Origin of the sequence: Actinospica sp., assembly GCF_035552695.1 — a bacterium.
Classification (GTDB): domain Bacteria; phylum Actinomycetota; class Actinomycetes; order Streptomycetales; family Catenulisporaceae; genus Actinospica.
In genome coordinates, this window is sequence record NZ_DASZKT010000131.1 from 37,525 (window position 1) to 60,656 (window position 23,132).

Sequence of the window (23,132 nt, forward strand, 5' to 3'; positions counted from 1 at the left end):
CGGCGGGTCAGTCCGCGGCGCGCAGGGTGCCCGCGGCCGCGATGGCGCGCAGCACGGCCATGGCCTTGTTGCGGCACTCGGCGTCCTCGGACTCGGGGACCGAATCGGCCACGATCCCGGCGCCGGCCTGGACGTACGCCGTTCCGTCGCGCAGCAGCGCGGTGCGGATGGCGATCGCGGTGTCGCTGTTGCCGGCGAAATCGAGGTAGCCGACGCAGCCTCCGTACACGCCGCGGCGGGTGGGTTCGAGGTCGTCGATGATCTGCAGGGCGCGCGGCTTGGGGGCGCCGGACAGGGTGCCCGCGGGGAAGGCTGCGAGCAGCACGTCGAGGGCGCTGCGGTCGGCGGACACCGTGCCGACGACCGTGGAGACCAGGTGCATGACGTGGCTGTAGCGCTCGACGCTCATGAAGTCGAGCACCTCGACCGAGCCGGGAGCGCTGATCCGGCCGAGGTCGTTGCGGCCGAGGTCGACCAGCATGAGGTGCTCGGCGCGCTCCTTCGGGTCGGCCAGCAGCTCCTCGGCCAGCGCCGCGTCCTGCTCGGGGGTCGCGCCGCGCGGCCGGGTGCCGGCGATCGGGTGCAGCATCGCCTCGCCGTCGGTCACCTTCACCAGCGCCTCCGGGGAGGAGCCGACCACGTCGAAGGCGCCGCGCTCGCTCGGGAAGCGGAACAGGTACATGTAAGGGCTCGGGTTCGTCGCGCGGAGCACCCGGTAGACGTCCAGGGCGCTCGCGTCCGTGGCCATCTCGAAGCGTTGGGAGAGCACGATCTGGAAGGCCTCGCCCGCGCGGATCTCCTCCTTCGCGCTGTCCACCGCGGCCCGGAAGTCCTCGCCGGTGCGGTTCGCGGTGTACGCGGGCGTCACGCCGAGGTCGAGGGTCGCGGGCGGCAGCCGGTCCGGCCGGGTGAGGTCGGCGGCCATCGCGTCGAGCCGGGCGACGGCGCCGTGGTACGCCGCGTCCACGCCGTCCGGCGTGCCGTTGAGGTTGATCGCGTTGGCGATCAGGGTGACCGTGCCGTCGGTGTGGTCGAGCACCGCGAGGTCGGCGGCGAGCAGCATCGTGAGCTCGGGCAGATCGAGGTCGTCCTTGGCGTGCTCGCCGACACGCTCGAGTCGGCGGACGGTGTCGTAGCCGAGGAAGCCGACGAAGCCGCCGGTCAGCGGCGGCAGGTCGGCGCGGTCCCGGTCGTGCGGGGTGCGCAGCAGATCGAGCGTGGCGCGCAGCACCTCGAGCGGCTCGCCGCCGGTCGGCGCACCGGCGGGCGGGGTGCCGATCCAGGCGGCCGCGCCGTCGCGCTCGGTCAGCGCCAGTTCGCTGCGGACGCCGATGAACGAGTAGCGCGACCAGACGCCGTGCTCGGCGGATTCGAGCAGGAACGTGCCGGGGCGCTCGGCCGCGAGCTTGCGGTAGAGCCCGACCGGGGTCTCGCCGTCGGCCAGGAAGCGACGGGTGACCGGGATGACCCGCCGCGAGTCGGCCAGGGCGCGGAAGGCGGGCAGGTCCGGGGTGGTGGCGCCGGTTGTCATGGCAGACATTGTGCAGGACTTCCGGCCGTCACCGACCTTCGAGTTTGAGTTCGCGGCCGTCGAAGCAGGTGTGCGAGCCGGTGTGGCAGGCGGGTCCGCTCTGGTCCACCTTCACCAGCAGGGTGTCGCCGTCGCAGTCCAGCGCGACGGACTTGACCTGCTGGAAGTTGCCGGAGGTCTCGCCCTTGACCCAGTATTCGGCGCGACTGCGGGACCAGTAGGTCGCGCGGCCGGTGGCCAGGGTCCGGCGCAGCGCCTCGTCGTCCATCCACGCGAGCATCAGCACTTCACCGGTGTCGAACTGCTGGACCACGGCGGGTACCAGGCCCTGGCCGTTCCGTTTCAACTTCGCTGCGATCTCCGGGTCCAGCGCCATCCGCCCGGGCCTTGATTCGTCCATGGCCCTATTGTCGCGCTCAGACGATCACGTCGATGCCACGGGGACCCCGGATGAATTCGCTCAGCGGCGCCCGAGCGGAGTTGCGCGACGGGCCGCGGGCCGCGTTCCCGGCGTGGCTGCTCGCGCACGTGATCGTGCTGGCGGTGTGTTTTCCGGATCGACGGCCACGGGATCTTCTCGCCGCTTTTCGCCTGGGATACGCACTGGTATCTGGCCGAGGCGAACGGGATGGCGCACGGCGGCAATGTGTTCGGCGATTTCACGGGGCCCGGCGGCCTTGCCCATTTCTTTCCGCTGACGTCGTCGTGTGTCGCGGGGCTGGCGCTCGTGACGCGGCTGCCGGTCACAGTGGCGTTTCGGCGACTGGATCCTCCCGTTCACCCAGCAGGTGTCGAGCGGCAATCGCGGCGCCGTCACGCAGGACCCGTTCGCGACCATCCGGACGCTGCTGAACACCCCGGACTCCGCAAGCATCCTGATCACGTCGCTGGCCTGCGCCGCGATCGGGGTCTTCGCACTGACCGCCTGCTGGGGGCTGCTGCCCGGCTCGTTCACGGCGTGGTCCGCGGTGATGTTCGTGCTCGGAATCACCTCGCCGCTGTTCACGTCCGAGCCGCGCTACCTCGCCGCGATCATCCCGTTCTGCATCTCGCTGCCGGAGCTGATCCGCGGTCGCCGGCTGTGGATCCCGTTCGTGGCGGCGAACCTCGCGCTGCTCTACTCGGTGACCTGGCTCGCGCTCACGTACCGTCAGATAGCGTGACCGACCGCGGTGCGCGCCCAGGAGGCGTAGAGCCCCGCGTAGATTCCGCCCTGCCCGACGAGTTCCCGATGCGTTCCGCGCTCGACGAGCCGTCCGGCGTCGAATACGAAGACCTCGTCGGCGGCTTGGGCCGTGGAGAGCCGGTGCGCGATCGAGACGGTCGTGCGGCCGCGGGTGAGTGCTTCGAGCGCGCGGGCGATGCGCTGCTCGGTGGCCGGGTCCACGGCCGAGGTCGCCTCGTCGAGCAGCAGCAGGTCCGGGTCGGCGACGTATGCGCGGGCCAGCGCCACCAGTTGGCGCTCACCGGCCGAAAGCGATTCGCCGCGCTGTCCGACTGCCGTGGCGACGCCGCGCGGCTGACCGGCCAGCCAGTCGCCGAGCCCCAGCGTCTCGAAAGCCCGCGCCACCGCCGCGTCCTGCGCTCCGGGTGCTCCGTAGCGGACATTGTCGGCGAGCGTGCCCTCGAACAGGAAGCCGTCCTGAGGGACCATCACCACGCGCCGCCGCAGTTGCTCGAACGGGATCTGCCGGGCGTCCACGCCGCCGATCAGCACGGCGCCCTCGACCGGATCCATCAGCCGCGTCAGCAGCTTGGCGAAGGTCGTCTTGCCGGATCCCGTCTCGCCGACGACCGCGATCCGGGCGCGCGCCGGAATCGTGACGTCCACGTCGCGCAGCACCCGGGCGCCGCCGGGGTAGGCGTAGGCGACGTGGTCGAAGCGCACGTCGAGCGGCCGGTCCGGCAGATCCGTGCCCGCGGCGCCGGGGTCGGGCACGTCCGGAACCGCCTCCAGCAGCCCGATCACGCGGCGCCAGCCGGAGATCGCGTTCTGCGCCTCGTTGAGCACCTCGACGCCCCACTGCACCGGGGTGATGAACAGCGAGACCAGGAACAGCATGGCGACGATCTGACCGGCGGTCAGGTCCCCGCCGACGCCGAGCAGCGTGCCGACGACGATGACGCCCGCGTTCGCCAGGCCCGCCGCGATCTCGCCCGCGCTGAACGTGCTGATGACGACGCGCTGCGCGCCGATCTGGGCGCGCCGCGTGCGCACGATGGACTCGTCCATCCGCGCGGCCATCCGGTTCTCGATGCCGTAGGCGCGCACCACCGGCGTGCCGACCAGCGTCTCGCTGACCGCGCCGAGCATCCGGCCGATGGCCGCGCGGACCGCGCTGTACTTGCGGCCGGTCCGGCGCTGTACCAGTCGCATCGTGGCGAACAGCGGCAGGAAGCAGAGCCAGATCATGATCGTCAGCTGCCAGGAGTAGACCGCCATCACGATCGTCGCCAGCGCCATCTGGGCGATGCTGACGAACAGCGTCAGGCCGCCCTCCTGGATGAAGTTGGTGATGGTGTCCACGTCCGAGGTGACCCGGGAGACGAGCGAGCCGCGCTGTTCGGCCTGCTGGTGTGCCACGGACAGGTCGTGCACGTGCCGGAATGCCTTGATACGCAGGCCGGAGAGCCCTGATTCGCTGGCCTGGTAGAGGCGGCGGCTCATCGCGGTCGCCGAGAGCATGGTGGCGATGACGGCGACGGCCGCGATGGCGACCATCCGCTCCACCTCGCCGACGTCGACCTTGCCGGACGCGGTGCCGAAGCCGTGGTCCACGGCCTGCTGCACGGCGATGGGGATGACGATGCGCCCGGTCGTGGCGACCAGCGCCAGCAGCATCGTGGCGCCGATGCCCTTGACGAACTCGGGCGACAGCCGCAGCCCGGTCCGGACGATCTTGATGGGACCGCCCGTGGCTTCGCCGACGATCGGGGCGGCGGGAGCCGATTCCTCGACTTCTTCGACCGTGGTGGTCACGCCACGACCTCCTTCTCCTCGGCTTCTTCAGCAGCCTTGGCGTACGCGGTGATCAGCTCGCGGTAGCCGGCGCTACGTGCCAGCAGCTCGTCGTGCGTGCCACGTGCGGAGATGGCGCCGTCCTCCAGGAACAGCACCTCGTCGGCCAGCGCGACCGTCGCCTTCCGGTAGGCGATGACGACGACCGTCGCGCGCCCCGCGTCCGCGTCCTCGCTCTGCTCCCGGAGCCCGTCGAGGATCGCCGCCTCGACGCTCGGGTCCACTGCTGACGTGCAGTCGTCGAGGACGAGCAGCCGCGGGTGACGCACGAGCCCCCGGGCGAGCGCGAGACGTTGCCGCTGGCCGCCGGAGAGCGTCGTGCCGCGCTCGCCGATCACGGTGTCGAGCCCCTGCGGCAGAGCCTTGACGAACTTCTCGGCCTGCGCGGTGCGCAGCGCGGCCCATACCTGCTCGTCGCCGACGTCGTCGCCGAGGGCCACGTTCGCGCGCACGGTGTCGCCGAAGATGAAGGTCTGCTGCGGGACCAGCGCGACCGCGTCGGACACCTCGCCCTTCGCGTAGTCGGCGAGCTCCGTGCCGTCGAGCCGGATGGCGCCGCCGGTCGGGTCGGACAGCCGGGCCAGCAGCGCGGCGATCGTCGACTTCCCGGCGCCGGTCGCGCCGACGAGGGCGACCGTGCGTCCCGGCTCGATCGCGGCGGTGAGCGAGCGCAGCACCGGAGCGGTCTCGGCGCCCGGGTACGCGAAGGTCACGCGGTCGAACGCGAGCGCCGCGGCCGAACCGTCGCGCCGCCCGACCGTCTCCCCGTACTCGGTGTGGTCCTCGGCGGCGAGCACCGCAGCGACCCGCTCGTAGCCGACGACGGAGCGCGGCAGGTCGCCGAGCACCCAGCCGAAGGCCTGGATCGGGAAGGCGAGCAGGGTGATCAGATAGGCCACGTTGACCACGTCGCCCGGCTGCGCGTTCCCCGAGGCGACCTGCTGTGTGCCGAAGAGCAGCACCGCGAGCACGCCGAGGTTGGGCAGCGCCTCCAGGATCGGGTTGAACAGCGAGCGGGCGCGGCCCGCGGAGATGTTGGCGTCGCGCAGGGCCCGGGTGCGGTCGGCGAAACGCTCGGTCTCGGTGGCCTCGCGTCCCAGTGTCTTGACGACGAGCGCGCCGTCGAACGACTCGTGCGCCACCTCGGCCACGTGCGCACGCAGCTCCTGGGCGCGGGCGAAGCGGGGACCCGCGTGCCGCACGTACACGGTGTTGGTGATGATGATCGCCGGGATGAGCAGGATGCCGACGAGGGCGAGCACCGAGTTCGTCAGCAGCATGTCGGTGATGCCGATGATCAGCATGACGCCGACGCCGAGGGACATCGGCATCGGCGCGATCGGCATGAAGGCCATCTCCACGTCCGAGTTCGCGTTGGACAGCAGGCGGCCGGTGGGGCGCTGCTGGTGCCACGCGAGCGGAAGGCGCAGGTAGGCGGCCGTGACCAGTTGGCGATAGCGGGCCTGCATGCGGAACTGGAGGACTCCGGCGAGCAGCCGGCGGCCGAAGATGCCGAGCACCTTCGCCACCGCCACACCGACGATCAGCAGACCGCCGACGGCCAGTGTCGCGACCTTCACGTGATGCGCGGCCAGCGAGGGAAGCACGACGTGGTCGGTGGCCCAGCCCACGGCCCACGCGGCGCCGACGGTCATGCTGCCGTACAGCGCGCTGCCGATCAGTGCCCCCGCGAAGACCTTTTTCTCGGTGTGAATGGCCAAGCCCAGAACCCACAGCCCGCGGCGGGTCGGCGACGCGTCGGCCGGATAGGGTCGCATCGGTACTCGGTCCCCCTTGGTCGTTTGGGCGCGCGAAGAGACTAGCTGGGGAACAAGGCCTGTGTATAGCGCAATTCCCCCCACGCAGTCCTTACCGTAGCGCGTGATGGCCCGGCGCGTCAGGGCCGGATACTCTTTGCGCATGACCGGATTCGCAGCGCGGGAACGGCAGGAACTGGCCGAGCTCCTGGCCACAGTGGGGCCGGACGCGCCGACCCTGTGCACGGGCTGGCGCACCTCCGACCTCGTCTCGCACCTCGTGTTGCGCGAGGGCCGCCCGGACGCGGCGGTGGGCATCATGGCGAAGCCGCTCGCCGGCTGGACCAGGCGGGTGCAGGAATCGACCCGCGCCCGCGTCCCCTACCCCGAACTCGTCGAACGCTTCCGCTCCGGCCCGCCGGCCTGGTCCCCCACCCGGCTCGGCTCGGTCGACGAGGCCGCGAACACGATCGAGTTCTTCGTCCACCTCGAAGACGTCCGCCGCGCCAACCCCGACTGGAAGCCCCGCGAGCTCGGCCCCGAACTGGACGACGAGCTGTGGCGCAGGCTGCGCTCCGGCGTGAAGCTGCTGTTCCGCAAGGTCCCCGTCGGGGTCACCCTCGTCCGCGCCCCGCAGCAGCTGACCGTCGTCGCCAAGCCCGCCACCCCGCAGATGGTCACGGTCACCGGCGCCGCCGGCGAGCTGACGATGTTCTGCTACGGCCGGAAGGACGCGGCCAAGGTCGAGCTACACGGAGACGCCGTAGCCGTGGAGACACTGCGCCGCACGCCGCTGGGGGTCTAGCGGCGCTGGACCGCGGCCCTCCTATTTCTTCGTTCCCTCCGAATCCCGCAGGGGCTCGGGCAGCAGGGCGGCGGGGGCGTCTTGGTAGACGACCGGGACCAGCCAGCGGCGGATGGCGGCGGCGCCGACGGAGGTGTGGGCCGGGGCGGTGGTGGCGGGGAAGGGGCCGCCGTGGTGCTGGGCGTGGGTGACGGCGACACCGGTGGGCCAGCCGTTGAAGACGATGCGGCCGGCGATGCGCTCGAGTTGGGGCAGCAGGTCTCGGGCGGCGGCGACGTCTGCGTCGTCGTCGGCGTCCAGGTGGATGGTGGAGGTCAGGTGGCCCTCGCCGACGCTGCCGAGCTTGAGCAGGTGGGAGGGCTCGGAGTCGTTGCCCGGCTGGTACGTCACGACGATGCCGACCGGGCCGAAGTGCTCCTCGCGCAGGCGCTCGGCGTGGGCGCGGAAGTCCTCGGCGCTGACGGCGTAGACGGCCGGAGTGGGGGCCCACGGGCCCTCGCCGGGCTTGCCCTCGGCGAGCAGCCGCACGCCCGGGACCGCGGCCATCTCCTCGAGGCCCGCGACGAGGCCGCTGTGGATCCGCTCGGCGAGCATCGGGGTGCCGACGGTGCCGGAGACGGCCTCGGCGATCGCGCTCAGCAGGGCGGCGTCTTCGGGGACGAACATGATGCCGGGGTTGGTGCAGAACTGCCCGGAGCCGAGGGTGAGCGAGCCCGCGTAGCCGCTGGCGATCTCCGCGCTGCGCTGCGCGACGGCACCGGGCAGCACGAAGACCGGGTTCACGGAGCCGAGTTCGCCGTAGAACGGGATCGGGGTCGGGCGCTCGGCGCACAGCTTGGCGAGCGCGAGGCCGCCGCGGGTGGAGCCGGTGAAGCCGACGCCGGTGATGCCGGGGTGCTTGACCAGGTGCACGCCCGCCGTGAAGCCGAAGACGATGTCGAAAACACCGTCGGGTGCGCCGGCGCCGCGCAGTGCCTCGCGGGTGAGCTCCGCCGTCCGCAGCGAGGTGCGCGGGTGCGCTTCGTGCGCCTTGACGATCACCGGGCAACCGGCGGCGAGCGCCGAGGCGGTGTCGCCGCCGGCTACCGAGAAGGCGAAGGGGAAGTTCGAGGCGGCGAACACGGCGACCGGTCCGAGCGGGCGGTTGACGCGGCGCAGGTCGGGGCGGGCACCTTCGGCGTGCTCGACGACGGTGTCCTGGTACGAGCCGTCGCGCAGGAGTTCCGAGAACAGGCGCAGTTGGCCGGTCGTGCGCGCGACCTCACCGGAGAGGCGGGGCACGCCGAGTGCGGTCTCTCGGTCGGCGAGCGCGACGAGTTCGTCCACGTGCTCGTCGAGGGCGGCGGCGATGGCGTCCAGCGCCGTGGCGCGGTCGAAGGCCTGCCACGCCGGGAACGCGGCCTCGGCGGCCGCGACGAGCCGGTCCACGTCGCCGGCGGGTGTGGCCGGAAGCGGCGCGCCCGCGGGCTCGCCGGTGCGCGGGTCGTAGCCCTGGATCAGGTCCTGGTCGTCAGACATGTGCATCCTCACAGGTTGTCGGCGTCGTAGTCCGGTGAGCAGAAGGGGCCGCCGAGGTGCTTGAAGGCGAAGTCGGTCGGGTCGAGCGGCCCGAATCGGGCGACGAGCTTGTCGTGGAAGGCCTCGGCGTCGTCCTGCGGCCGGTAGCCGAGCGCGCGGGCGCCGTCGAGCGAGACCCAGCCGCCGCGGGTGTTCGGCGAGACGCCGAAGATCACCTGGTAGCCGGGCTTCTCCGCGCTGAGGCAGGCCTCGAACAGGCGGCCCGCGTCGTCCGGGGAGAGCCACGTGGACAGCGAGCGCAGAGCGCGCGGCTCGGGGAAGCAGCTCAGGATGCGGATGCTGATCACGTCCATCCCGTAGCGCTTGGCGTAGAGAGCGCCGATGGCCTCTCCGGCGGCCTTGGAGACGCCGTAGTAGGTGTCCGGGAGCGTGGTGACGTTCTCCTGCACGGGGAAGTCGTCCGGCGTGTAGAAGCCGACGGCGTGGTTGGACGAGGCGAACACGACGCGCGGGACCTCGGCGCGCCGGGCCGCCTCGAAGACCGTGTAGGTGCCGTTGATGTTGACGTCGAGGATCCGCTCCCAGGGCGCCTCCCCGGAGATTCCGCCGAGGTGGATGACGGCGTCGACGCCCTGGCAGGCCTCGATCATCGCGTCCGGGTCGGTGACGGAGCCCTGGATCACTTCCTCGCCCTCACCCGGGGTGATCTCGGCGAGGTCGAGCAGGCGCAGTGTGCGTCCCTGCTTGGCGAGCCTGGGCCGCAGGATGCCGCCGACTCTGCCCGCGGCACCGGTGATGAGGACGGTGGACACGTCTGTCTCCTAGCGGGTCGGGTGGTCAGACGGCGGTGCGCAGGATCGCGCCGAGTTCCGCGGCGTGCCGCACGACCGCTTCGGCGACGTGCGCGGCGTGGTCGGCGTCGGCGAGCCGCGCGGAGGGAACCGAGCAGCTGATCGCCTCGGTGGCCGGGTGCTTGTAGTCGAGGGTGGCGGCGAAGCAGCCGAGGCCGGCCGTGTTCTCGCCGCGCTCGATCGAGTAGCCGCGCTCGCGCGTCCCCGCGAGGTCGTCGAACAGCGCCCGGCGATCGGTCAGGGTCTGCGGGGTGATGGCGACGAGGTCGGCCGGCAGGAGCGAGTCGACCTCCTCCTCGGTGCGCTGGGCGAGCAGCGCCTTGCCGAGCGAGGTCGCGTGCGCGGGCAGCCGCCGGCCGACGCGGGAGGTGAGCCGCAACTGGTGGGCGGACTCGCGGCTGGCCAGGTACACGATGTCCGCGCCGTCGAGCCGGGCCAGGTGCACGGTCTCGTTGACCTCGGCGCGCAGGTCCTCCAGCACGCGGGTCGCGGCCCGGATGACCGGGTCGCGGTCGAGGTACGAGGTGCCGACGAGCAGCGCGCGCACGCCGATGGAGTAGCCGGTGCCGCGCCGGTCGGTCTCCACCCAGCCGCGCGCCACGAGCGTGCGCAGGAGGACGAAGAGGCTGGATTTCGGGTAGGAGAGTTCTCGCTGGATCTCGCTGAGCGTCAGCGGTTCACTGGTACGGGCGAGCAGTTCCAGCAACTCCACGGTGCGGTCCGCGGACTTGACGCCCGCCACCGCCGCACCGCCGTCTGCCGCCTTGACGTGCTCTGGTCGCCGTTCTAGGGTTCCCATAGATTCATCATACTGCACTAGGTTCACTCATGTGAACACCCGCGAAGGGACCAACCCCGTGCCGCCCAGCGCCAGCCCCCGCCGCCTCGACGGCCTGCTGTTCTTCCCGGTCACCGCGTTCGACGCGGACGGCCGCTTCGCCCCGGGCGGGTACCGGGAGCACGTCGAGGCCCGGATCGCCGACGGGCCCGGCGCGATCTTCGCGGCCTGCGGCACCGGCGAGTTCCCGGCCCTCGCGCCGGACGAATACGAGCTCTGCGTCCGCACGGCGGTGGCGGCCGCGGATTCGCGTGTGCCGGTGATCGGCGGCTGCGGCTACGGCACCGCCCTGGCCAAGGAGTACGCGCGGGCGGCCGAGCGTGCCGGGGCGGACGGCCTGCTGGTGCTCCCGCCGTACAGCGCGGACGGCGGCCAGGACGGCCTGCTGCGGCACTACACGGCGCTCGCCGATTCCACGGACCTGGACCTGATCCTGTATCAGCGCGACTCGACCGTCTTCACGCCGGAGACCGTCGTCGAACTGGCGCAGGTGCCGAACATCGTGGGCTTCAAAGACGGCCGCGGCGACCTGGACCTGATGCTGCGGATCGTCAGCGCGGTGCGCACTTCCCGTACTCCGGGCGAGCCCGAACTGCTGTTCTTCAACGGCATGCCGACCGCCGAGATGACGCAGCCCGCGTACCGGGCCATCGGCGTGCCGCTGTACTCCTCGGCGGTGTTCTGCTTCGCCCCCGACATCGCACTGGCCTTCCACGGCGCGCTGGAGAAGGGCGATCGCAAGACCGTGGACACGCTGATCGACGAGTTCTTCCGTCCGTACGTGCAACTGCGGCACAAGCGCCCTGGCTACGCGGTATCCCTGGTGAAGGCGGCGACGCGCGCTGCCGGGCACGAGGTCGGGGCGGTACGCGCGCCGTTGACCGAGCCGGATCCGGAGCACGTGGCGGAACTGCTGGCGCTGCTCGATCGCGCGCGAGCGGCGCTCGCATGAGAGGGCTCGGAGTCAACCTCTATCCGTGGGACGTCGCGGGCGACCCGGATTGCGCCGAACGGATAGCCGATCTCGGGGCCGATCGGGTGACGTTGGCTGCGGCGTATCACACGGTCAGGGCACTGAGTCCGCGGCATCCGAGCCGCAAGGTCGTGACCGCCACCCATTCGGCCGTCTACTACCGGCCCGAGCGAGCGCACTGGGACGACTCGCTGCTCCGCCCGGCGGAGGCGGCGTGGGCGCCCGGTTCGTTCACCGAGGGCGCGAAGGCCCTGCATGCGGCCGGCCTGAAGGTCTACGCGTGGACGATCCTGGCGCACAATCAGCGGCTCGGCACAATGCACTCAGAGCACGCGGTCGTCAACGCGTTCGGTGATCCGTATGCGTGGGCGCTGTGCATCAACTCCCTCGCGGTGCGCACGTACTGCGCGCTGCTCGCGTCTGAGGTGGCGAGCCAGCCGGAGATCGACGGCATCGAGCTCGAATCCTGCGGCTGGTATGGGTTCGACCACCTGCACGCGCACGACAAGACGAGCAGCATCGCGTTCGACTCCGCGACGAAGTTCCTGCTGAACCTGTGCTTCTGTGCCGCATGCTCGGCCTCTTATGCGGCCGCCGGGCTCGACGGGCTGCGTGATGCCGTGCGAGCGGCACTCGCTCCGGTCTTCCTGGGCACCGCCGAGTCGGCCGTGCTCGACGCGGAACTGCTGGAAGACGTCTCCGCGCTCCGCATCCAACTCGCCTCGCGTTTCCAGGCCGAAGTCGTCGCCGCGGTCCGCTCCGTGCGGCCCAATCTCCCGATTCTGCTGCATACCTCGGCCGATCCACTCGCCACCGGTGCGAATCCGGGCGCGGTGCCGGACGGAAGCTTCGGTGCGGTGATCCAGTGCGGCGGCGCTCGCTCGGACGCGGCGCTCGTCGGCCTCCTCGCGTACGCCGATGCTCTCGACAAGGCCGGAACGCCGCAGACGCTCGCGGCGACGCTCAACGTCGTCGGCGGCATGGGTTCCGACCGGGCCGGACTCGCTTCATGGGTGGACGAAGTCCGCACGGCCGGGGCCAACGAAGTCCGGCTCTACCACGCCGGAATCGCGTCCGCGGCGGACCTCGCGGCGATCAGGACCTTGTGAGGCAGTCCGCCGCCGGGAGCTAGCCCTTGGCCAGCCCGTCCAGCAGCAGGCGCCAGACGCGCTCGAACTGCTCGCCGATCTTCGGGTCCGTCCACTCGTGCCGATGGGCCGGATGGTGGAAGCGCGTCGTGGCGTCCCAGATCGCCATCGCGCCGCCGTCCAGCACCGGGGCCCGGAACTCGCCCGACTCGACCCCGTCCCGCAGGATCCGGGCGATCTGACTAGTCAGCACGCTGACATGCTCGCGGATGACCTCGGAGTCGTCCTTCTCGATCATGGCGTAGGTGCCGAAGAGCTCCGGGTCCAGCCGCGCGAGACCGTGCTTGTACTCCACCAGCGCCAGCAGCCACCGATGGAGCCGATCCGCGGCCGGACCGGACTCGTCGGCGATGGGCCGCAACTGCCCGGCCTTCTTCTCCAGCCCCTGCTGCACGACGGCCGCGCGCAGCGCCGCCTTCGTGGGGAAATGACGGTAGACGGAGCCGTGCGAGACGCCGAGGGACTGGGCGACGTCGACGACGGTCGTCTTGGCCGGACCGTACCGACGCAGCGCCTCCTCGGCTGCCGAGAGGATCTGCTCCCGCGTGAGCGGCTCCGCCGCCATCATGACCTACCTCTTACTTCTCGCTGTCCAGCGTCCGCGCCTGCGCGGTCGGGTATCGGTCGCCCGCGGCCGCGTCCCTCGGCACCGCCTTCTCGATCTGCTCCAGGTCCGCGGGCGTGAGCTGGACGTCGAGTGAGCCTAGCGCCTCGGTGAGCCGGTCCCGGCGCCGGGCGCCGATGAGCGGCACGATGTCCTCGCCCTGCGCCAGCACCCACGCGATCGCGATCTGTGCGACGCTCACGCCCTTGGCCTCGGCGATCGATCGCAGTTCCTCGACGAGCGAGAGGTTGTGCGCAAGATTCTCGCCCTGGAACCGCGGGGAGTACGTGCGGAAGTCGGTGGCATTGGTCGAGCGGTCCGCGGTCCAGTGCCCGCTGATCAGCCCGCGCGAGAGCACGCCATACGCCGTGATCCCGATCCCCAGCTCACGCGTCGCCGGCAGGATCGCCTCCTCGATACCGCGCGAGATCAGCGAGTACTCGATCTGCAGATCGGTCACCGGGTGTACGGCATGCGCCCGACGAATCGTCTCGACACCAACCTCGGACAGGCCGACCTGCCGCACGTAGCCAGCCTCGATGAGCTCCGAGATAGCGCCGACCGTCTCCTCGATCGGCACGGCCGGGTCCAGCCGGGCGGGCCGGTAGATGTCGATGTAGTCGACACCGAGCCGGGTGAGCGTATACGCCAACGCGGTCTTCACGGCCGCGGGCCGCGCGTCATAGCCGAGCCAGGCCGAGTCCGGACCGCGCTGCGCCCCGAACTTCACCGAGATCCGCACCGACTCGCGCGGGATCCCGAGCTGCTTCAGCGCGCGGCCGAGCAGCATCTCGTTGTGCCCCATGCCGTAGAAGTCGCCGGTGTCCAGCACCAGCATGCCGGCGGCGACGGCCGCCTCGATCGTCGCGATGGATTCGGCTTCCTCGGCCGGCCCGTACATCCCGGACATCCCCATCAGCCCGAGCCCGAGCGCGCCGGAACCGACCGCGGCCGTTCCGGTCCCCAATGTGCGAGTGATCATCGTCATCTCCTCGTCCTAGCGATACCTCAAGCTTGGACCTTGGAATGACAGATGTCAATCTTTGTCAGCCGTACTCCGCTAGGCGGTCACGATGGAGCCCTGCAGCGACATGACCGTCGAGTTCACGGCCTCGATGATGTCCACCGGGACGTGCAGCTTCCACAGCACGGAGACGAGGTAGTCGCGCACGAGCAGGAACTGCCGCTCGGTGATGTCCAGGCCCGTGTGCGCGTCGACCATGTCCCGGCCCTCGTACGCGCTCGGTCCGCCCAGCACGCTCGTGAGCAGTGCCGCCTGGTGCTTCTTGAGCTGAACCATGTCCGTGGTGGCGAAGGACTCCTTGAGTTCCTCGTCCGCGAGCACGAGGTCGTAGAACTCGCTCACCGCCAGCTGCAGCGCCGGGCCGCCCCCGATCCGCCGGTAGAACGAGGCCGCCGTAAGCTCCTCAGTCGTCATCGCCAACTCCCGTCATCCCGCTCGACCAACGCTTCGCAGAGATCTGATCGCGGGAGTGCTTCGCCCGTGCGCGTCGCAGGTAAAGCCGCAAGAAACTTCCGCTCTCAGGCGGGTCGCACGCGGTGTGAGATGAGCGGTGTGAGATGGGCGGTGCGAGAAGATCCGGTGGGACTGGAAGTACCCGACCGCTCAGAACCGGGGCTTGCGCAGCTCCCAGCCGGGCTCCGCCAGCCGCATCGCGGAGGCGTCGTCGCGCACTCGGACGCCGCACTCCTCGTACTGGCGGTTGAGCTGTTCGAGGGCGTCGTAGTCCAGTTCCACCCCGAGGCCGGCGTCGCCGGGAACCAGCAGCGCGCCGGTCTGCTTGTTCCACTCGAAGGCGCCGGGCTGGACGACGTCCTCGCGCGTCCACGGCGAGTGCGTGTCGCAGGCGTACGTCAGGTTGGGGACGGCGGCGGCGAGGTGGGTCATCGCGGCGAGCGAGATGCCCATGTGGGTGTTCGAGTGCATCGACAGGCCCCAGCCGAAGGTTTCGCAGATGCCTGCGAGCTTCAGCGAGGCGCGGAAACCGCCCCAGTAGTGGTGGTCGGAGAGCACGACCTTCACCGAGTCGAGCGCGACGGCCTCGGGGATCTCCTGGAACGCGGTGACGCACATGTTGGTCGCGAGCGGCAGCGAGGTGTGCCTGGCGACCTCGGCCATGCCCGGATTGCCGCCGGTCGGGTCCTCGAGGTACTCCAGCAGGCCTTCCAGGCGCTTGGCGCTGCGCTTCGAGGTCTCGATCGACCAGTTCGCGTTCGGGTCCAGACGCAGCGGGAGGTCGGGGAACGCGTCGCGCAGGGCCTCGATCGCGTCGGTCTCGGTGTCCGGGTCGAAGACGCCGCCCTTGAGCTTCAGCGAGCCGAAGCCGTAGGTCTCGACCATGCGCTCGGCCTGCCTGACGATGCCCTCGGGGTCGACCGCATCGCCCCAGTCGTCGTCCTTGTAGCCCGGCCCGGTGGCGCCCTCGGGGTGCTTGGCCCAGCGGTAGAACAGGTACGCGCTGTACGGCACCTCCTCGCGTACCGCGCCGCCGAGCAGGTCGCATACGCGCAGGCCGGTCGCCTTGCCCTGCGCGTCGTAGCAGGCCACTTCGAACGCGCCGATCGTCTGGCCGACCGTCTTCTGCAGCGAGGCCTTGCCGACGAGCTCGGTGAGCGTGCTCGGGGTCACGCCGGCGAGCACCGCCGCGACCCGCTGGGTCAGGCCGTTGAGGTCGAAGACGCTCAGGCCGACGAGCGCGGGGGCCGCCTTGCGCAGGTTGTCCAGCGTCGGGGTGTCGCCGTACGCCTCGGACAGGCCGATCACGCCCTCGTCCGTGCGCAGCTCGATGACGGCGCGCAGCTGGTACGGCTGGTGCACGCCGGAGGCGTTGAGCAGCGGCGGATCGAGCACCGCCACGGGGGTCACGACGACGTCGGTGATCTTCGGTGTCCGCATGACGCCTCCCATGGTTCACGTACGTGAACGCAATGCATATCGCTGAACGGCTCGGCTACCGCAACATATGCTGTGCGATCTGGGGCGTCAAGCGCGCTCAGCGCACCGGGTGGCCGAGCTCCCGCAACGCGTCCTTGACCTCGCCGATGCTCAGCTCGCCGAAGTGGAACACCGAGGCGGCCAGCACCGCGTCCGCGCCCGCCGCGACGGCCGGGGCGAAGTGCTCGACCTTGCCCGCGCCGCCCGAGGCGATCACCGGGATGGTGACCTCGGCCCGTACGAGCCGGATCAGCTCCAGGTCGTAGCCGTCCTTCGTGCCGTCCGCGTCCATAGAGTTGAGCAGGATCTCGCCGGCGCCGAGCTCCGCGGCGCGCGCGGCCCACTCGATCGCGTCGATGCCGGTGGAGGTGCGGCCGCCGTGCGTGGTGACCTCGAAGCCGGAGTCGGTCCGCACGCCCTCCGGGCAGCGCCGCACGTCGGCGGAGAGCACCAGCACCTGACGGCCGAAGCGCTCCGCGATCTCGGTGATCAGCTCGGGCCGCGCGATGGCCGCCGTGTTCACGCCCACCTTGTCGGCGCCCGCGCGCAGCAGCCGGTCCACGTCCTCGGCGGTGCGCACTCCCCCGCCGACGGTCAGCGGGATGAACACCTGCTCGGCCGTGCGGCGGACCAGGTCGTAGGTGGTCTCGCGGTCCCCGCTCGAGGCCGTGACGTCGAGGAACGTGAGCTCGTCCGCACCCGCCGCGTCGTACGCGCGAGCCAGCTCGACCGGATCGCCCGCGTCGCGCAGGTCGGCGAAGTTGACGCCCTTGACCACGCGGCCGGCGTCCACGTCGAGGCACGGGATGACGCGAACGGCGAGGGTCATCTCGCACCGTCCCGGTAGGCGTCGAGCTCGACCTCGACCAGCATCTGCGGGTCGATCAGCTTGGACACGACGACCATCGTGGCCGCCGGCCGCATCGCGTCGAACAGTTCCTTGTGCGCGCGGCCGACCGGGGCCATGTCGCGGGAGTGCGTGACGTACATCCGGGTGCGCACGATGTGCTCTTTGCCGAACCCGGACTCCTTCAGCGCCTCAAGCGCGAGGCTGAACGCCGTCATCGCCTGGCCGTACGGGTCGCCCTCGTTGTGCACCACGCCGTCGACGACCGCCGTGCAGCCGGAGACGTAGGCGTTGGGTCCGGCGATCACGGCCCGGCTGTAGCCGAAGGCGTCCTCCCACGGACCGCCGGACGCGATTCGAATCACACTCAACGGGACACAGCCTCCAAGGCCTGCTCGAGGGTGAACGCGCCCGCGTACAGCGCCTTGCCCACGATAGCCCCCTCCACGCCCAGCGGCACGAGCTCGGCCAGCGCGCGCAGATCGTCGAGGCTTGACACGCCGCCGCTCGCGACGACGGGCCGGTCGGTCGCCGCGCACACCTCGCGGTAGAGCTGCACGTTCGGCCCGGCGAGCATGCCGTCCTTGTTCACGTCGGTGATCACGTAGCGGGCGCAGCCCTCCTTGTCGAGCCGGGCCATGGCCTCGAACAGCTCGCCGCCGTCCGTGGTCCAGCCTCGCCCGCGCAGCCGCCAGGACCCGTCCTCCAGCTTGCAGTCGAGGCCGACCGCGATTCGGTCCCCGTACTCGGCGATGGCCTGGGCGACCCACTCGGGCCGCTCCATCGCCGCGGTGCCCAGGTTGATCCGGGCGCAGCCGGTCGCGAGGGCCGCGCGCAGCGACTCGTCGTCCCGGATGCCGCCGGACAGCTCCACCCGCACGTCCAGCGCGGCGACCACCGAGGCGAGCAGTTCGCGGTTGGAGCCGCGGCCGAAGGCGGCGTCCAGGTCCACCAGATGCACCCACTCGGCCCCCGCGGACTGCCAGGCCAGCGCAGCTTCCAGGGGCGCGCCGTAGGACGTGGCGGTGCCCGCCTCGCCGCGTACCAGCCGGACCGCCCGGCCGCCCTCGACATCGACGGCGGGCAGGAGTTCGAGCTTCGACATGCCGGGGGTTTCCTTCGCTAACTCAGAGAGAATCAGAGCGTTTTGATCCAGTTGGCGAGCAGTTGCGCGCCCGCGTCGCCGGACTTCTCCGGATGGAACTGGGCGGCCCACAGCGGCCCGTTCTCCACGGCGGCGACGAAGGGCCGCGCACCGTACTCGCACCAGGCGACCTTCGGCGTCGGCAGCGAGCCGGTCTCGGTGAGGTGCCACTCCTGCGCCGCGTAGGAGTGCACGAAGTAGAACCGGGTCTCATCGTCGAGGCCTGCGAACATCGCGCTGTCCTCGGGGATGGAGACCGTGTTCCAGCCCATGTGCGGCACGACCGGGGCCTCGAGCTGGGCGACCGTGCCCGGCCACTCGGCGCAGCCCGCGGTCCGCACGCCGTGCTCGATGCCGCGCTCGAACAGGATCTGCATGCCGACGCAGACGCCGATGACCGGGCGTCCCCCGGCCAGCCTGCGTCCGATGATGCGGTGACCGAGCACCTTGCGCAGCCCGTCCATGCAGGCCGCGTAGGCGCCGACGCCGGGCACGAACAGGCCGTCGGCCTCGACGCAGGTGTCGAAGTCGGAGGTCACGGTGACGTCCACGCCGTGCCTGGCCACCGCCCGCTCCGCCGATCGGATGTTGCCCGACCCGTAGTCGAGGATCGCGACCGAGGTCATCCTTTTACTTCCACCGCATGACGCCGGAGGCGAGGGCCAGGGCGCTGCACACGCCCATCGCCGTGATGATCAGCTTCGAGAGGCCTTGCTTGGCGAACGAGATCACGCCGCCGAGCAGGAAGAGGCCGAGCATGATGAGCAGCGCGGCGCTGTAGCTGTTGGTCACAGGACACCCTTCGTGGACGGGATGCCGGTCACCCTCGGGTCGGCGGCGCAGGCGTCCCGCAGCGCCCGGGCCACGGCCTTGAACTGGGCCTCGACGATGTGGTGCGCGTTGCGGCCATAAGGAACGTGCAGGTGCAGGCAGATCTGGGCCTGGGCGACGAAGGACTCGAAGATGTGCCGGGTCAGGGTCGTGTCGTAGGCCCCGATCATCGGCGCCATCGCTTCCGGCTCCTCGTGCACCAGGTAGGGACGCCCGGACAGGTCGACGACGGCCTCGGCCAGGGTCTCGTCCAGCGGCACCGCGGCGTTGGCGAAGCGGCGGATGCCGGCCTTGTCGCCGAGCGCCTCGCGGAAGGCGCCGCCGAGCGCGAGCGCGGTGTCCTCGACCGTGTGGTGCGAGTCCACGTGCAGGTCGCCGGTGGTCTTCACGAGCAGGTCGAACAGGCCGTGCTTGGCCAGCTGGGCGAGCATGTGGTCGTAGAAGCCGATGCCCGTGTCGATGTCCGCGACGCCGGTGCCGTCGAGGTCGATCTCGACCAGGACGCTGGACTCCTTCGTGCTCCGGGCGACGCGGCCGTAACGCCGGTGACGGGTCTCGTCGGTCACGGGTTCTCCTCGCGGATCTCGTTGACGATCTCTTTCAGGGCGTCCAGGAACGCGCCGGTCTCTTCGACGGTGCCCGCCGTCACGCGCAGCTTATTCGGTAACAACCCCTCACGAACGAGCACCCCCCGGTCCAGCAGCGCCTGCCAGACCGCGCGCGCGTCCGCGAAGTCGCCGAAGGAGACGAAGTTCGCGTCCGAGGGGACCACGTCCAGGCCGAGCGCGGTCAGTTCGTCGACGATGCGGTCCCGCTGGGCCTTGACCGCGTCCACCGTGCCGAGCAGTTCCGCCGTGTGCGCGAGCGCGGTGCGGGCCACGGCCTGGGTGAACGAGGACAGGTGGTACGGCAGCCGCACCAGCAGCAGCGCGTCGACCACGGCCGGATCGGCGGCGAGGTAGCCGATGCGCGCGCCGGCCATGGCGAAGGCCTTCGACATGGTGCGGGTGACGATCAGCCGCGGGCGTCCCGGGAGCAGCGTGAGCGCCGACGGGGTGCCGGGCCGGAAGAACTCGGCGTACGCCTCGTCGATGACCACCATGCCCGGCGCCGCGTCCACGATCGCCTCGACCAACTCCATCGGCGCGGCCGTGCCGGTCGGATTGTTCGGCGAGGTCAGGAACACGACATCCGGCTGGTGCCGCTCGATCGCGGCGACGGCGGCGGCCGGGTCCAGCGTGAAGTCGGCGGAGCGGCGCTCGGAGATCCAGGTGGTGCCGGTGGCCAGCGCGATCAGCCGGTGCATCGAGTAGGAGGGCTCGAATCCCAGGGCACTGCGACCGAAGCCGCCGAAGCACTGCAGGATCTGCTGGATGACCTCGTTGGATCCGTTGGCCGCCCACAGGTTCGCGCCGACCAGGCCGTGGCCGAGGTACTGCGCGAGGTCCTTGCGCAGCTCGTCGGCGTCCCGGTCGGGGTACCTGTTCGCCCCGGCGGCGGCGCGGCTTGCGGCCTGGGCGAGATCGGCGATGAGCGCGGCGGACGGCGGGTACGGGTTCTCGTTCGTGTTCAGCAGCACCGGCACGTCCAGCTGCGGCGCGCCGTACGGCGAGAGCTCGCGCAGATCGTCCCGGATCGGCAGGTCCCGCCAGGTGAGCACGGGGTCGGTCACTCAGTCCTCCAGCGGCTGATCGGTAACGGGAAGATCGAACGCCTCGAGGACCTCCGGCTCGGGCTGGCGGCGGGCCAGCACGGCCTCGCCGTGCGCGGGCAGGTCCTCGGCGTTCGCGAGGGTGACGACGTGCTGCGCGACCTCGGACAGCGCCGGCTCGTTGTACTCGACGATGTGGATGCCCTTGAGGAAGCTCTGCACCGACAGGCCGGAGCTGTGGCTGGCGCAGCCGCCGGTGGGCAGCACGTGGTTCGACCCGGCGCAGTAGTCGCCGAGCGAGACCGGCGAGTACGGGCCGACGAAGACGGCGCCGGCGTTGCGCACCCGCCCGGCCAGCACGCGGGCGTTCGAGGTCTGGATCTCCAGGTGCTCGGCCGCGTAGCCGTCCACCACGGCCAGGCCCGCCTCCAGGTCGTCCACCAGGATCAGCGCGGACTGCCGCCCGGCGAGCGCCTGGCCGATCCGCTCCCGGTGCTTGGTCGCCGCGACCCGGTTCTCCAGTTCGAGGCCGACCGCCTCGAGCAGCGCGGGCGAGTCGGTGACCAGCACGGCCGCGGCCATCGGGTCGTGCTCGGCCTGGCTGATCAGGTCGGCGGCCACGTGCCCGGGGTCGGCGGTCAGGTCGGCGAGGATGGCGATCTCGGTGGGCCCGGCCTCGGTGTCGATGCCGATCCGGCCCTTGAGCAGGCGCTTGGCTGCGGCCACGTAGATGTTGCCGGGACCGGTGACGATGTCCACCGGGCGGCAGCCGGTCTCGCCCGGTCCCGAGCCGTAGGCGAACATCGCGATGGCCTGCGAACCGCCGACCGCGTAGACCTCCTCGACGTTCAGCAGGGCGCAGGCGGCCAGGATCGTCGGGTGTGGCAGGCCGCCGAACTCGCGCTGCGGCGGCGAGGCGACGGCGATCTGCTCCACGCCCGCGACCTGCGCCGGGATCACGTTCATCACGACCGAGGAGGGCAGCACGGCCAGACCGCCGGGCACGTAGAGGCCCGCGCGCCGGATCGGCACCCAGCGCTCCGTGACCATGCCGCCGGGCACCACGACCGTCTGCACGTCGCGGCGCTTCTGGTCGGTGTGCACCTTGCGGGCGCGCCGGATCGACTCCTCGAGCGCGGCGCGGATCTGCGGATCGAGGCCGGTCAGGGCCTGCGTGATCGCGTCGGCCGACACGCGCAGCGACCGCAGCCGGACGCCGTCGAAGCGCTCGCCGTACTCGATCAGCGCGGCCTCGCCGCGATGGCGCACGTCCTCGCAGATCGGCCGGACGGTCTCGACGGCCGCCTCGATGTCGAACTCGGCGCGCGGCACCAGGGTGCGCACGTCCAGGCCCGCCGAACGCAGGTCCATTCCACGCAAATCGATACGGTTGATCACACAACCAGTGTAGTTGCCTCTGACCGGCGTCTCGCGGCCATATCCAGATGCTGGGCTGCCAAGCCTCTAGGCTATGCGTATGCCGACGACGCTGCCCCTCTTCCCGCTCGGGTCAGTGCTCTTCCCCGGGGTGGTCATGCCGCTCCGGGTATTCGAACCGCGATACCGCCAACTGGTGGAGGACCTGCAGGCGCTGCCCGAGGGACTCGACCAGCGCTTCGGCGTGGTCGCCATCAAGGACGGGCGCGAGGTGGGCGAGGGGAACGTGCGCAGCGTCTACGAGTACGGCTGCTCCGCGCAGATGTCCGCGGTGGACGCGGCCGACGACGGCTCGTACTCGCTGGTCACCACGGGCGTCGAGCGCTTCCGGGTGCTGTCCGTGGACCTGGGCGGCTCGCCGTACCCGATCGGCGAGGTGGAGTTCCTGGCCGACACCCCCGGCGAGGACGCGGACTCGCTGCGCACCCCGGCCACCGCCCAGTTCCTCGCCTACCAGCGCGCGCTCTCCGGTCTGCGCGGCGTCCGCGTCGGCCCGCTGCCGCAGTTGCCGGACGACGCGAACGTGCTGTCGTACCTGATCGCCGCGACGATGATCATCGACGTGCGGGAGAAGCACTCGCTGCTCGCCGCCGCGGACACGGCCACCCGGCTGCGGCGGGAGCAGGCGTTGCTCCGGCGTGAATCGCTGCTGATCCAGGAGTTGCGCTCGCTGCCCGCAGTGGACCTACTGAAGCGGGATTAGCCGGAATATCCGGGATCAGCCGCGTCCGATCGACGCCGTGACCGCCGCCGTCAGCCGAACAAGATCCCCCGGAGCGAGTTCGACCTCGAAGCCACGTCGTCCGCCGGAGCAGAAGACGGTCTCGAAGCCGAGCGCGGACTCGTCGACGACGGTGCGCAACTGCTTGCGCTGGCCGAGCGGCGAGATGCCGCCGAGGACGTAGCCGGTGGTGCGCTCGGCCGCGGCCGGGTCGGCCATGGCGGCCTTCTTGCCGCCGACCGCACTGGCGAGGGCCTTGAGGTCGAGCGAGCCGGAGACGGGGACGACGGCGACCGTGAGCTTGCCGTCGACGTCGGCGAGCAGGGTCTTGAACACGCGCTCGGGGGCGACGCCCATGGCCTCGGCCGCCTCGGTGCCGAAGGAACCGCTGGCGGGGTCGTGGTCGTAGCTGTACGCCGTGAACGGCACGTTCGCCTTCGTCAACACCACCGTCGCCGGGGTGCCGGCACTCGCCGCCTTGGAATTCCTCGCCACGGCGCA

Annotated in this window: 25 protein-coding genes; 5 read left to right on the forward strand and 20 right to left on the reverse strand. The window is 71.1% G+C overall.

Annotated features, from left to right (window positions below; translation table 11 throughout):
- Nucleotides 1–7: 7 nt before the first annotated feature.
- Together VG296_RS16550 and hisI are read right to left on the reverse strand one after the other, a co-directional pair.
- Nucleotides 8–1,531: an anthranilate synthase component I gene (locus VG296_RS16550; protein ID WP_325566627.1), complete on the reverse strand. Its 1,524-nt coding sequence runs from the start codon at nt 1,529–1,531 to the stop codon at nt 8–10.
- Between the two features lie 28 nt (nt 1,532–1,559).
- On the reverse strand, nt 1,560–1,931 hold the full coding sequence (hisI, locus tag VG296_RS16555) for a phosphoribosyl-AMP cyclohydrolase (RefSeq protein WP_325566628.1): 372 nt from the start codon (nt 1,929–1,931) through the stop codon (nt 1,560–1,562).
- Nucleotides 1,932–2,319: 388 nt separating this feature from the next.
- Here hisI and VG296_RS16560 point away from each other — a divergent pair, with 388 nt between their 5' ends.
- Entirely contained in the window at nt 2,320–2,694 is a 375-nt protein-coding gene (locus VG296_RS16560) for a hypothetical protein (protein ID WP_325566629.1), read from the forward strand.
- Here VG296_RS16560 and VG296_RS16565 read toward each other — a convergent pair.
- A complete protein-coding gene (locus tag VG296_RS16565) occupies nt 2,682–4,511 on the reverse strand; it encodes an ABC transporter ATP-binding protein (RefSeq protein ID WP_325566630.1) in 1,830 nt (609 codons plus the stop codon). The genes VG296_RS16560 and VG296_RS16565 overlap by 13 nt on opposite strands.
- On the reverse strand, nt 4,508–6,328 hold the full coding sequence (locus VG296_RS16570; protein WP_325566631.1) for an ABC transporter ATP-binding protein: 1,821 nt from the start codon (nt 6,326–6,328) through the stop codon (nt 4,508–4,510). The genes VG296_RS16565 and VG296_RS16570 overlap by 4 nt, the downstream gene beginning before the upstream one ends.
- Nucleotides 6,329–6,470: 142 nt before the next feature.
- On the opposite strand from VG296_RS16570, the gene VG296_RS16575 reads away from it, so the two are divergent.
- Nucleotides 6,471–7,112: a TIGR03085 family metal-binding protein gene (locus VG296_RS16575; RefSeq protein ID WP_325566632.1), complete on the forward strand. Its 642-nt coding sequence runs from the start codon at nt 6,471–6,473 to the stop codon at nt 7,110–7,112.
- Nucleotides 7,113–7,133: 21 nt separating this feature from the next.
- On the opposite strand, the gene VG296_RS16580 is transcribed toward VG296_RS16575, so the two are convergent.
- Genes VG296_RS16580 through VG296_RS16590 form a run of 3 tightly spaced genes read right to left on the reverse strand, consistent with a single transcriptional unit; the run spans nt 7,134 to nt 10,280 of the window.
- On the reverse strand, nt 7,134–8,630 hold the full coding sequence (locus VG296_RS16580) for an aldehyde dehydrogenase (NADP(+)) (RefSeq protein ID WP_325566633.1): 1,497 nt from the start codon (nt 8,628–8,630) through the stop codon (nt 7,134–7,136).
- A gap of 8 nt (nt 8,631–8,638) precedes the next feature.
- Nucleotides 8,639–9,442, reverse strand: coding sequence for an NAD(P)-dependent oxidoreductase (locus VG296_RS16585; RefSeq protein ID WP_325566634.1), 804 nt, complete (start codon nt 9,440–9,442; stop codon nt 8,639–8,641).
- 25 nt (nt 9,443–9,467) lie between these two features.
- Nucleotides 9,468–10,280: an IclR family transcriptional regulator gene (locus VG296_RS16590; RefSeq protein WP_325566635.1), complete on the reverse strand. Its 813-nt coding sequence runs from the start codon at nt 10,278–10,280 to the stop codon at nt 9,468–9,470.
- Nucleotides 10,281–10,311: 31 nt separating this feature from the next.
- Between VG296_RS16590 and VG296_RS16595 the strand changes: the two genes are divergently transcribed.
- Both VG296_RS16595 and VG296_RS16600 read left to right on the forward strand, forming a co-directional pair.
- Nucleotides 10,312–11,271: a 5-dehydro-4-deoxyglucarate dehydratase gene (locus VG296_RS16595; protein WP_325566636.1), complete on the forward strand. Its 960-nt coding sequence runs from the start codon at nt 10,312–10,314 to the stop codon at nt 11,269–11,271.
- The gene (locus VG296_RS16600) at nt 11,268–12,401 is read left to right on the forward strand and encodes a hypothetical protein (protein WP_325566637.1); all 1,134 of its coding nucleotides are present in this window, start codon (nt 11,268–11,270) and stop codon (nt 12,399–12,401) included. Before VG296_RS16595 ends, VG296_RS16600 begins: the two co-directional genes overlap by 4 nt.
- 19 nt (nt 12,402–12,420) lie before the next feature.
- Here the strand turns inward: VG296_RS16600 and VG296_RS16605 are convergent, their stop codons facing one another.
- The 12 genes from VG296_RS16605 to hisD all read right to left on the reverse strand — a co-directional run bounded on the left by VG296_RS16605 (nt 12,421) and on the right by hisD (nt 21,871).
- The gene (locus tag VG296_RS16605) at nt 12,421–13,008 is read right to left on the reverse strand and encodes a TetR family transcriptional regulator (protein ID WP_325566638.1); all 588 of its coding nucleotides are present in this window, start codon (nt 13,006–13,008) and stop codon (nt 12,421–12,423) included.
- 10 nt (nt 13,009–13,018) lie between these two features.
- Nucleotides 13,019–14,026, reverse strand: coding sequence for an aldo/keto reductase (locus VG296_RS16610; RefSeq protein ID WP_325566639.1), 1,008 nt, complete (start codon nt 14,024–14,026; stop codon nt 13,019–13,021).
- 78 nt (nt 14,027–14,104) lie between these two features.
- Complete coding sequence (locus VG296_RS16615) at nt 14,105–14,482, reverse strand: group 1 truncated hemoglobin (RefSeq protein WP_325566640.1); 378 nt, start codon at nt 14,480–14,482, stop codon at nt 14,105–14,107.
- A gap of 189 nt (nt 14,483–14,671) precedes the next feature.
- Nucleotides 14,672–15,961: a glucarate dehydratase family protein gene (locus VG296_RS16620; RefSeq protein WP_325566641.1), complete on the reverse strand. Its 1,290-nt coding sequence runs from the start codon at nt 15,959–15,961 to the stop codon at nt 14,672–14,674.
- Nucleotides 15,962–16,058: 97 nt separating this feature from the next.
- Entirely contained in the window at nt 16,059–16,829 is a 771-nt protein-coding gene (gene hisF, locus VG296_RS16625; protein WP_325566642.1) for an imidazole glycerol phosphate synthase subunit HisF, read from the reverse strand.
- Complete coding sequence (locus tag VG296_RS16630; RefSeq protein ID WP_349259583.1) at nt 16,826–17,218, reverse strand: RidA family protein; 393 nt, start codon at nt 17,216–17,218, stop codon at nt 16,826–16,828. Before VG296_RS16630 ends, hisF begins: the two co-directional genes overlap by 4 nt.
- Complete coding sequence (gene priA / locus VG296_RS16635) at nt 17,215–17,952, reverse strand: bifunctional 1-(5-phosphoribosyl)-5-((5-phosphoribosylamino)methylideneamino)imidazole-4-carboxamide isomerase/phosphoribosylanthranilate isomerase PriA (RefSeq protein WP_325566643.1); 738 nt, start codon at nt 17,950–17,952, stop codon at nt 17,215–17,217. The genes VG296_RS16630 and priA overlap by 4 nt, the downstream gene beginning before the upstream one ends.
- Nucleotides 17,953–17,984: 32 nt before the next feature.
- Nucleotides 17,985–18,617, reverse strand: coding sequence for an imidazole glycerol phosphate synthase subunit HisH (gene hisH / locus VG296_RS16640; RefSeq protein ID WP_325566644.1), 633 nt, complete (start codon nt 18,615–18,617; stop codon nt 17,985–17,987).
- A 4-nt stretch (nt 18,618–18,621) separates the two neighbouring features.
- Nucleotides 18,622–18,783: a hypothetical protein gene (locus tag VG296_RS16645; protein WP_325566645.1), complete on the reverse strand. Its 162-nt coding sequence runs from the start codon at nt 18,781–18,783 to the stop codon at nt 18,622–18,624.
- Nucleotides 18,780–19,388 (reverse strand): imidazoleglycerol-phosphate dehydratase HisB, encoded by a 609-nt coding sequence (hisB, locus tag VG296_RS16650; protein ID WP_325566646.1) that lies wholly within the window; start codon nt 19,386–19,388, stop codon nt 18,780–18,782. Before hisB ends, VG296_RS16645 begins: the two co-directional genes overlap by 4 nt.
- Nucleotides 19,385–20,494 carry a histidinol-phosphate transaminase gene (locus tag VG296_RS16655; RefSeq protein ID WP_325566647.1) on the reverse strand — a complete coding sequence of 370 codons (1,110 nt, stop codon included), beginning with the start codon at nt 20,492–20,494 and terminating at the stop codon, nt 19,385–19,387. The genes hisB and VG296_RS16655 overlap by 4 nt, the downstream gene beginning before the upstream one ends.
- Entirely contained in the window at nt 20,495–21,871 is a 1,377-nt protein-coding gene (gene hisD / locus VG296_RS16660; protein WP_325566648.1) for a histidinol dehydrogenase, read from the reverse strand.
- Between the two features lie 79 nt (nt 21,872–21,950).
- Here hisD and VG296_RS16665 point away from each other — a divergent pair, with 79 nt between their 5' ends.
- Nucleotides 21,951–22,613, forward strand: a complete 663-nt coding sequence (locus VG296_RS16665; RefSeq protein ID WP_325566649.1) for an LON peptidase substrate-binding domain-containing protein — start codon at nt 21,951–21,953, stop codon at nt 22,611–22,613.
- 15 nt (nt 22,614–22,628) lie between these two features.
- Here the strand turns inward: VG296_RS16665 and ybaK are convergent, their stop codons facing one another.
- Nucleotides 22,629–23,126, reverse strand: coding sequence for a Cys-tRNA(Pro) deacylase (ybaK, locus tag VG296_RS16670; protein ID WP_325566650.1), 498 nt, complete (start codon nt 23,124–23,126; stop codon nt 22,629–22,631).
- Between the last annotated feature and the right edge of the window lie 6 nt (nt 23,127–23,132).

Bases quoted from the DNA above. Each gene is read 5' to 3' on its own strand.
- VG296_RS16550 (WP_325566627.1), bottom strand. From the start codon at position 1,531: ATGACAACCGGCGCCACCACCCCGGACCTGCCCGCCTTCCGCGCCCTG.
- hisI (WP_325566628.1), bottom strand. From the start codon at position 1,931: ATGGACGAATCAAGGCCCGGGCGGATGGCGCTGGACCCGGAGATCGCA.
- VG296_RS16570 (WP_325566631.1), bottom strand. From the start codon at position 6,328: ATGCGACCCTATCCGGCCGACGCGTCGCCGACCCGCCGCGGGCTGTGG.
- VG296_RS16575 (WP_325566632.1), top strand. From the start codon at position 6,471: ATGACCGGATTCGCAGCGCGGGAACGGCAGGAACTGGCCGAGCTCCTG.
- VG296_RS16580 (WP_325566633.1), bottom strand. From the start codon at position 8,630: ATGTCTGACGACCAGGACCTGATCCAGGGCTACGACCCGCGCACCGGC.
- VG296_RS16590 (WP_325566635.1), bottom strand. From the start codon at position 10,280: ATGGGAACCCTAGAACGGCGACCAGAGCACGTCAAGGCGGCAGACGGC.
- VG296_RS16600 (WP_325566637.1), top strand. From the start codon at position 11,268: ATGAGAGGGCTCGGAGTCAACCTCTATCCGTGGGACGTCGCGGGCGAC.
- VG296_RS16605 (WP_325566638.1), bottom strand. From the start codon at position 13,008: ATGATGGCGGCGGAGCCGCTCACGCGGGAGCAGATCCTCTCGGCAGCC.
- VG296_RS16610 (WP_325566639.1), bottom strand. From the start codon at position 14,026: ATGATCACTCGCACATTGGGGACCGGAACGGCCGCGGTCGGTTCCGGC.
- VG296_RS16615 (WP_325566640.1), bottom strand. From the start codon at position 14,482: ATGACGACTGAGGAGCTTACGGCGGCCTCGTTCTACCGGCGGATCGGG.
- VG296_RS16620 (WP_325566641.1), bottom strand. From the start codon at position 15,961: ATGCGGACACCGAAGATCACCGACGTCGTCGTGACCCCCGTGGCGGTG.
- hisF (WP_325566642.1), bottom strand. From the start codon at position 16,829: ATGACCCTCGCCGTTCGCGTCATCCCGTGCCTCGACGTGGACGCCGGC.
- priA (WP_325566643.1), bottom strand. From the start codon at position 17,952: ATGTCGAAGCTCGAACTCCTGCCCGCCGTCGATGTCGAGGGCGGCCGG.
- hisH (WP_325566644.1), bottom strand. From the start codon at position 18,617: ATGACCTCGGTCGCGATCCTCGACTACGGGTCGGGCAACATCCGATCG.
- VG296_RS16665 (WP_325566649.1), top strand. From the start codon at position 21,951: ATGCCGACGACGCTGCCCCTCTTCCCGCTCGGGTCAGTGCTCTTCCCC.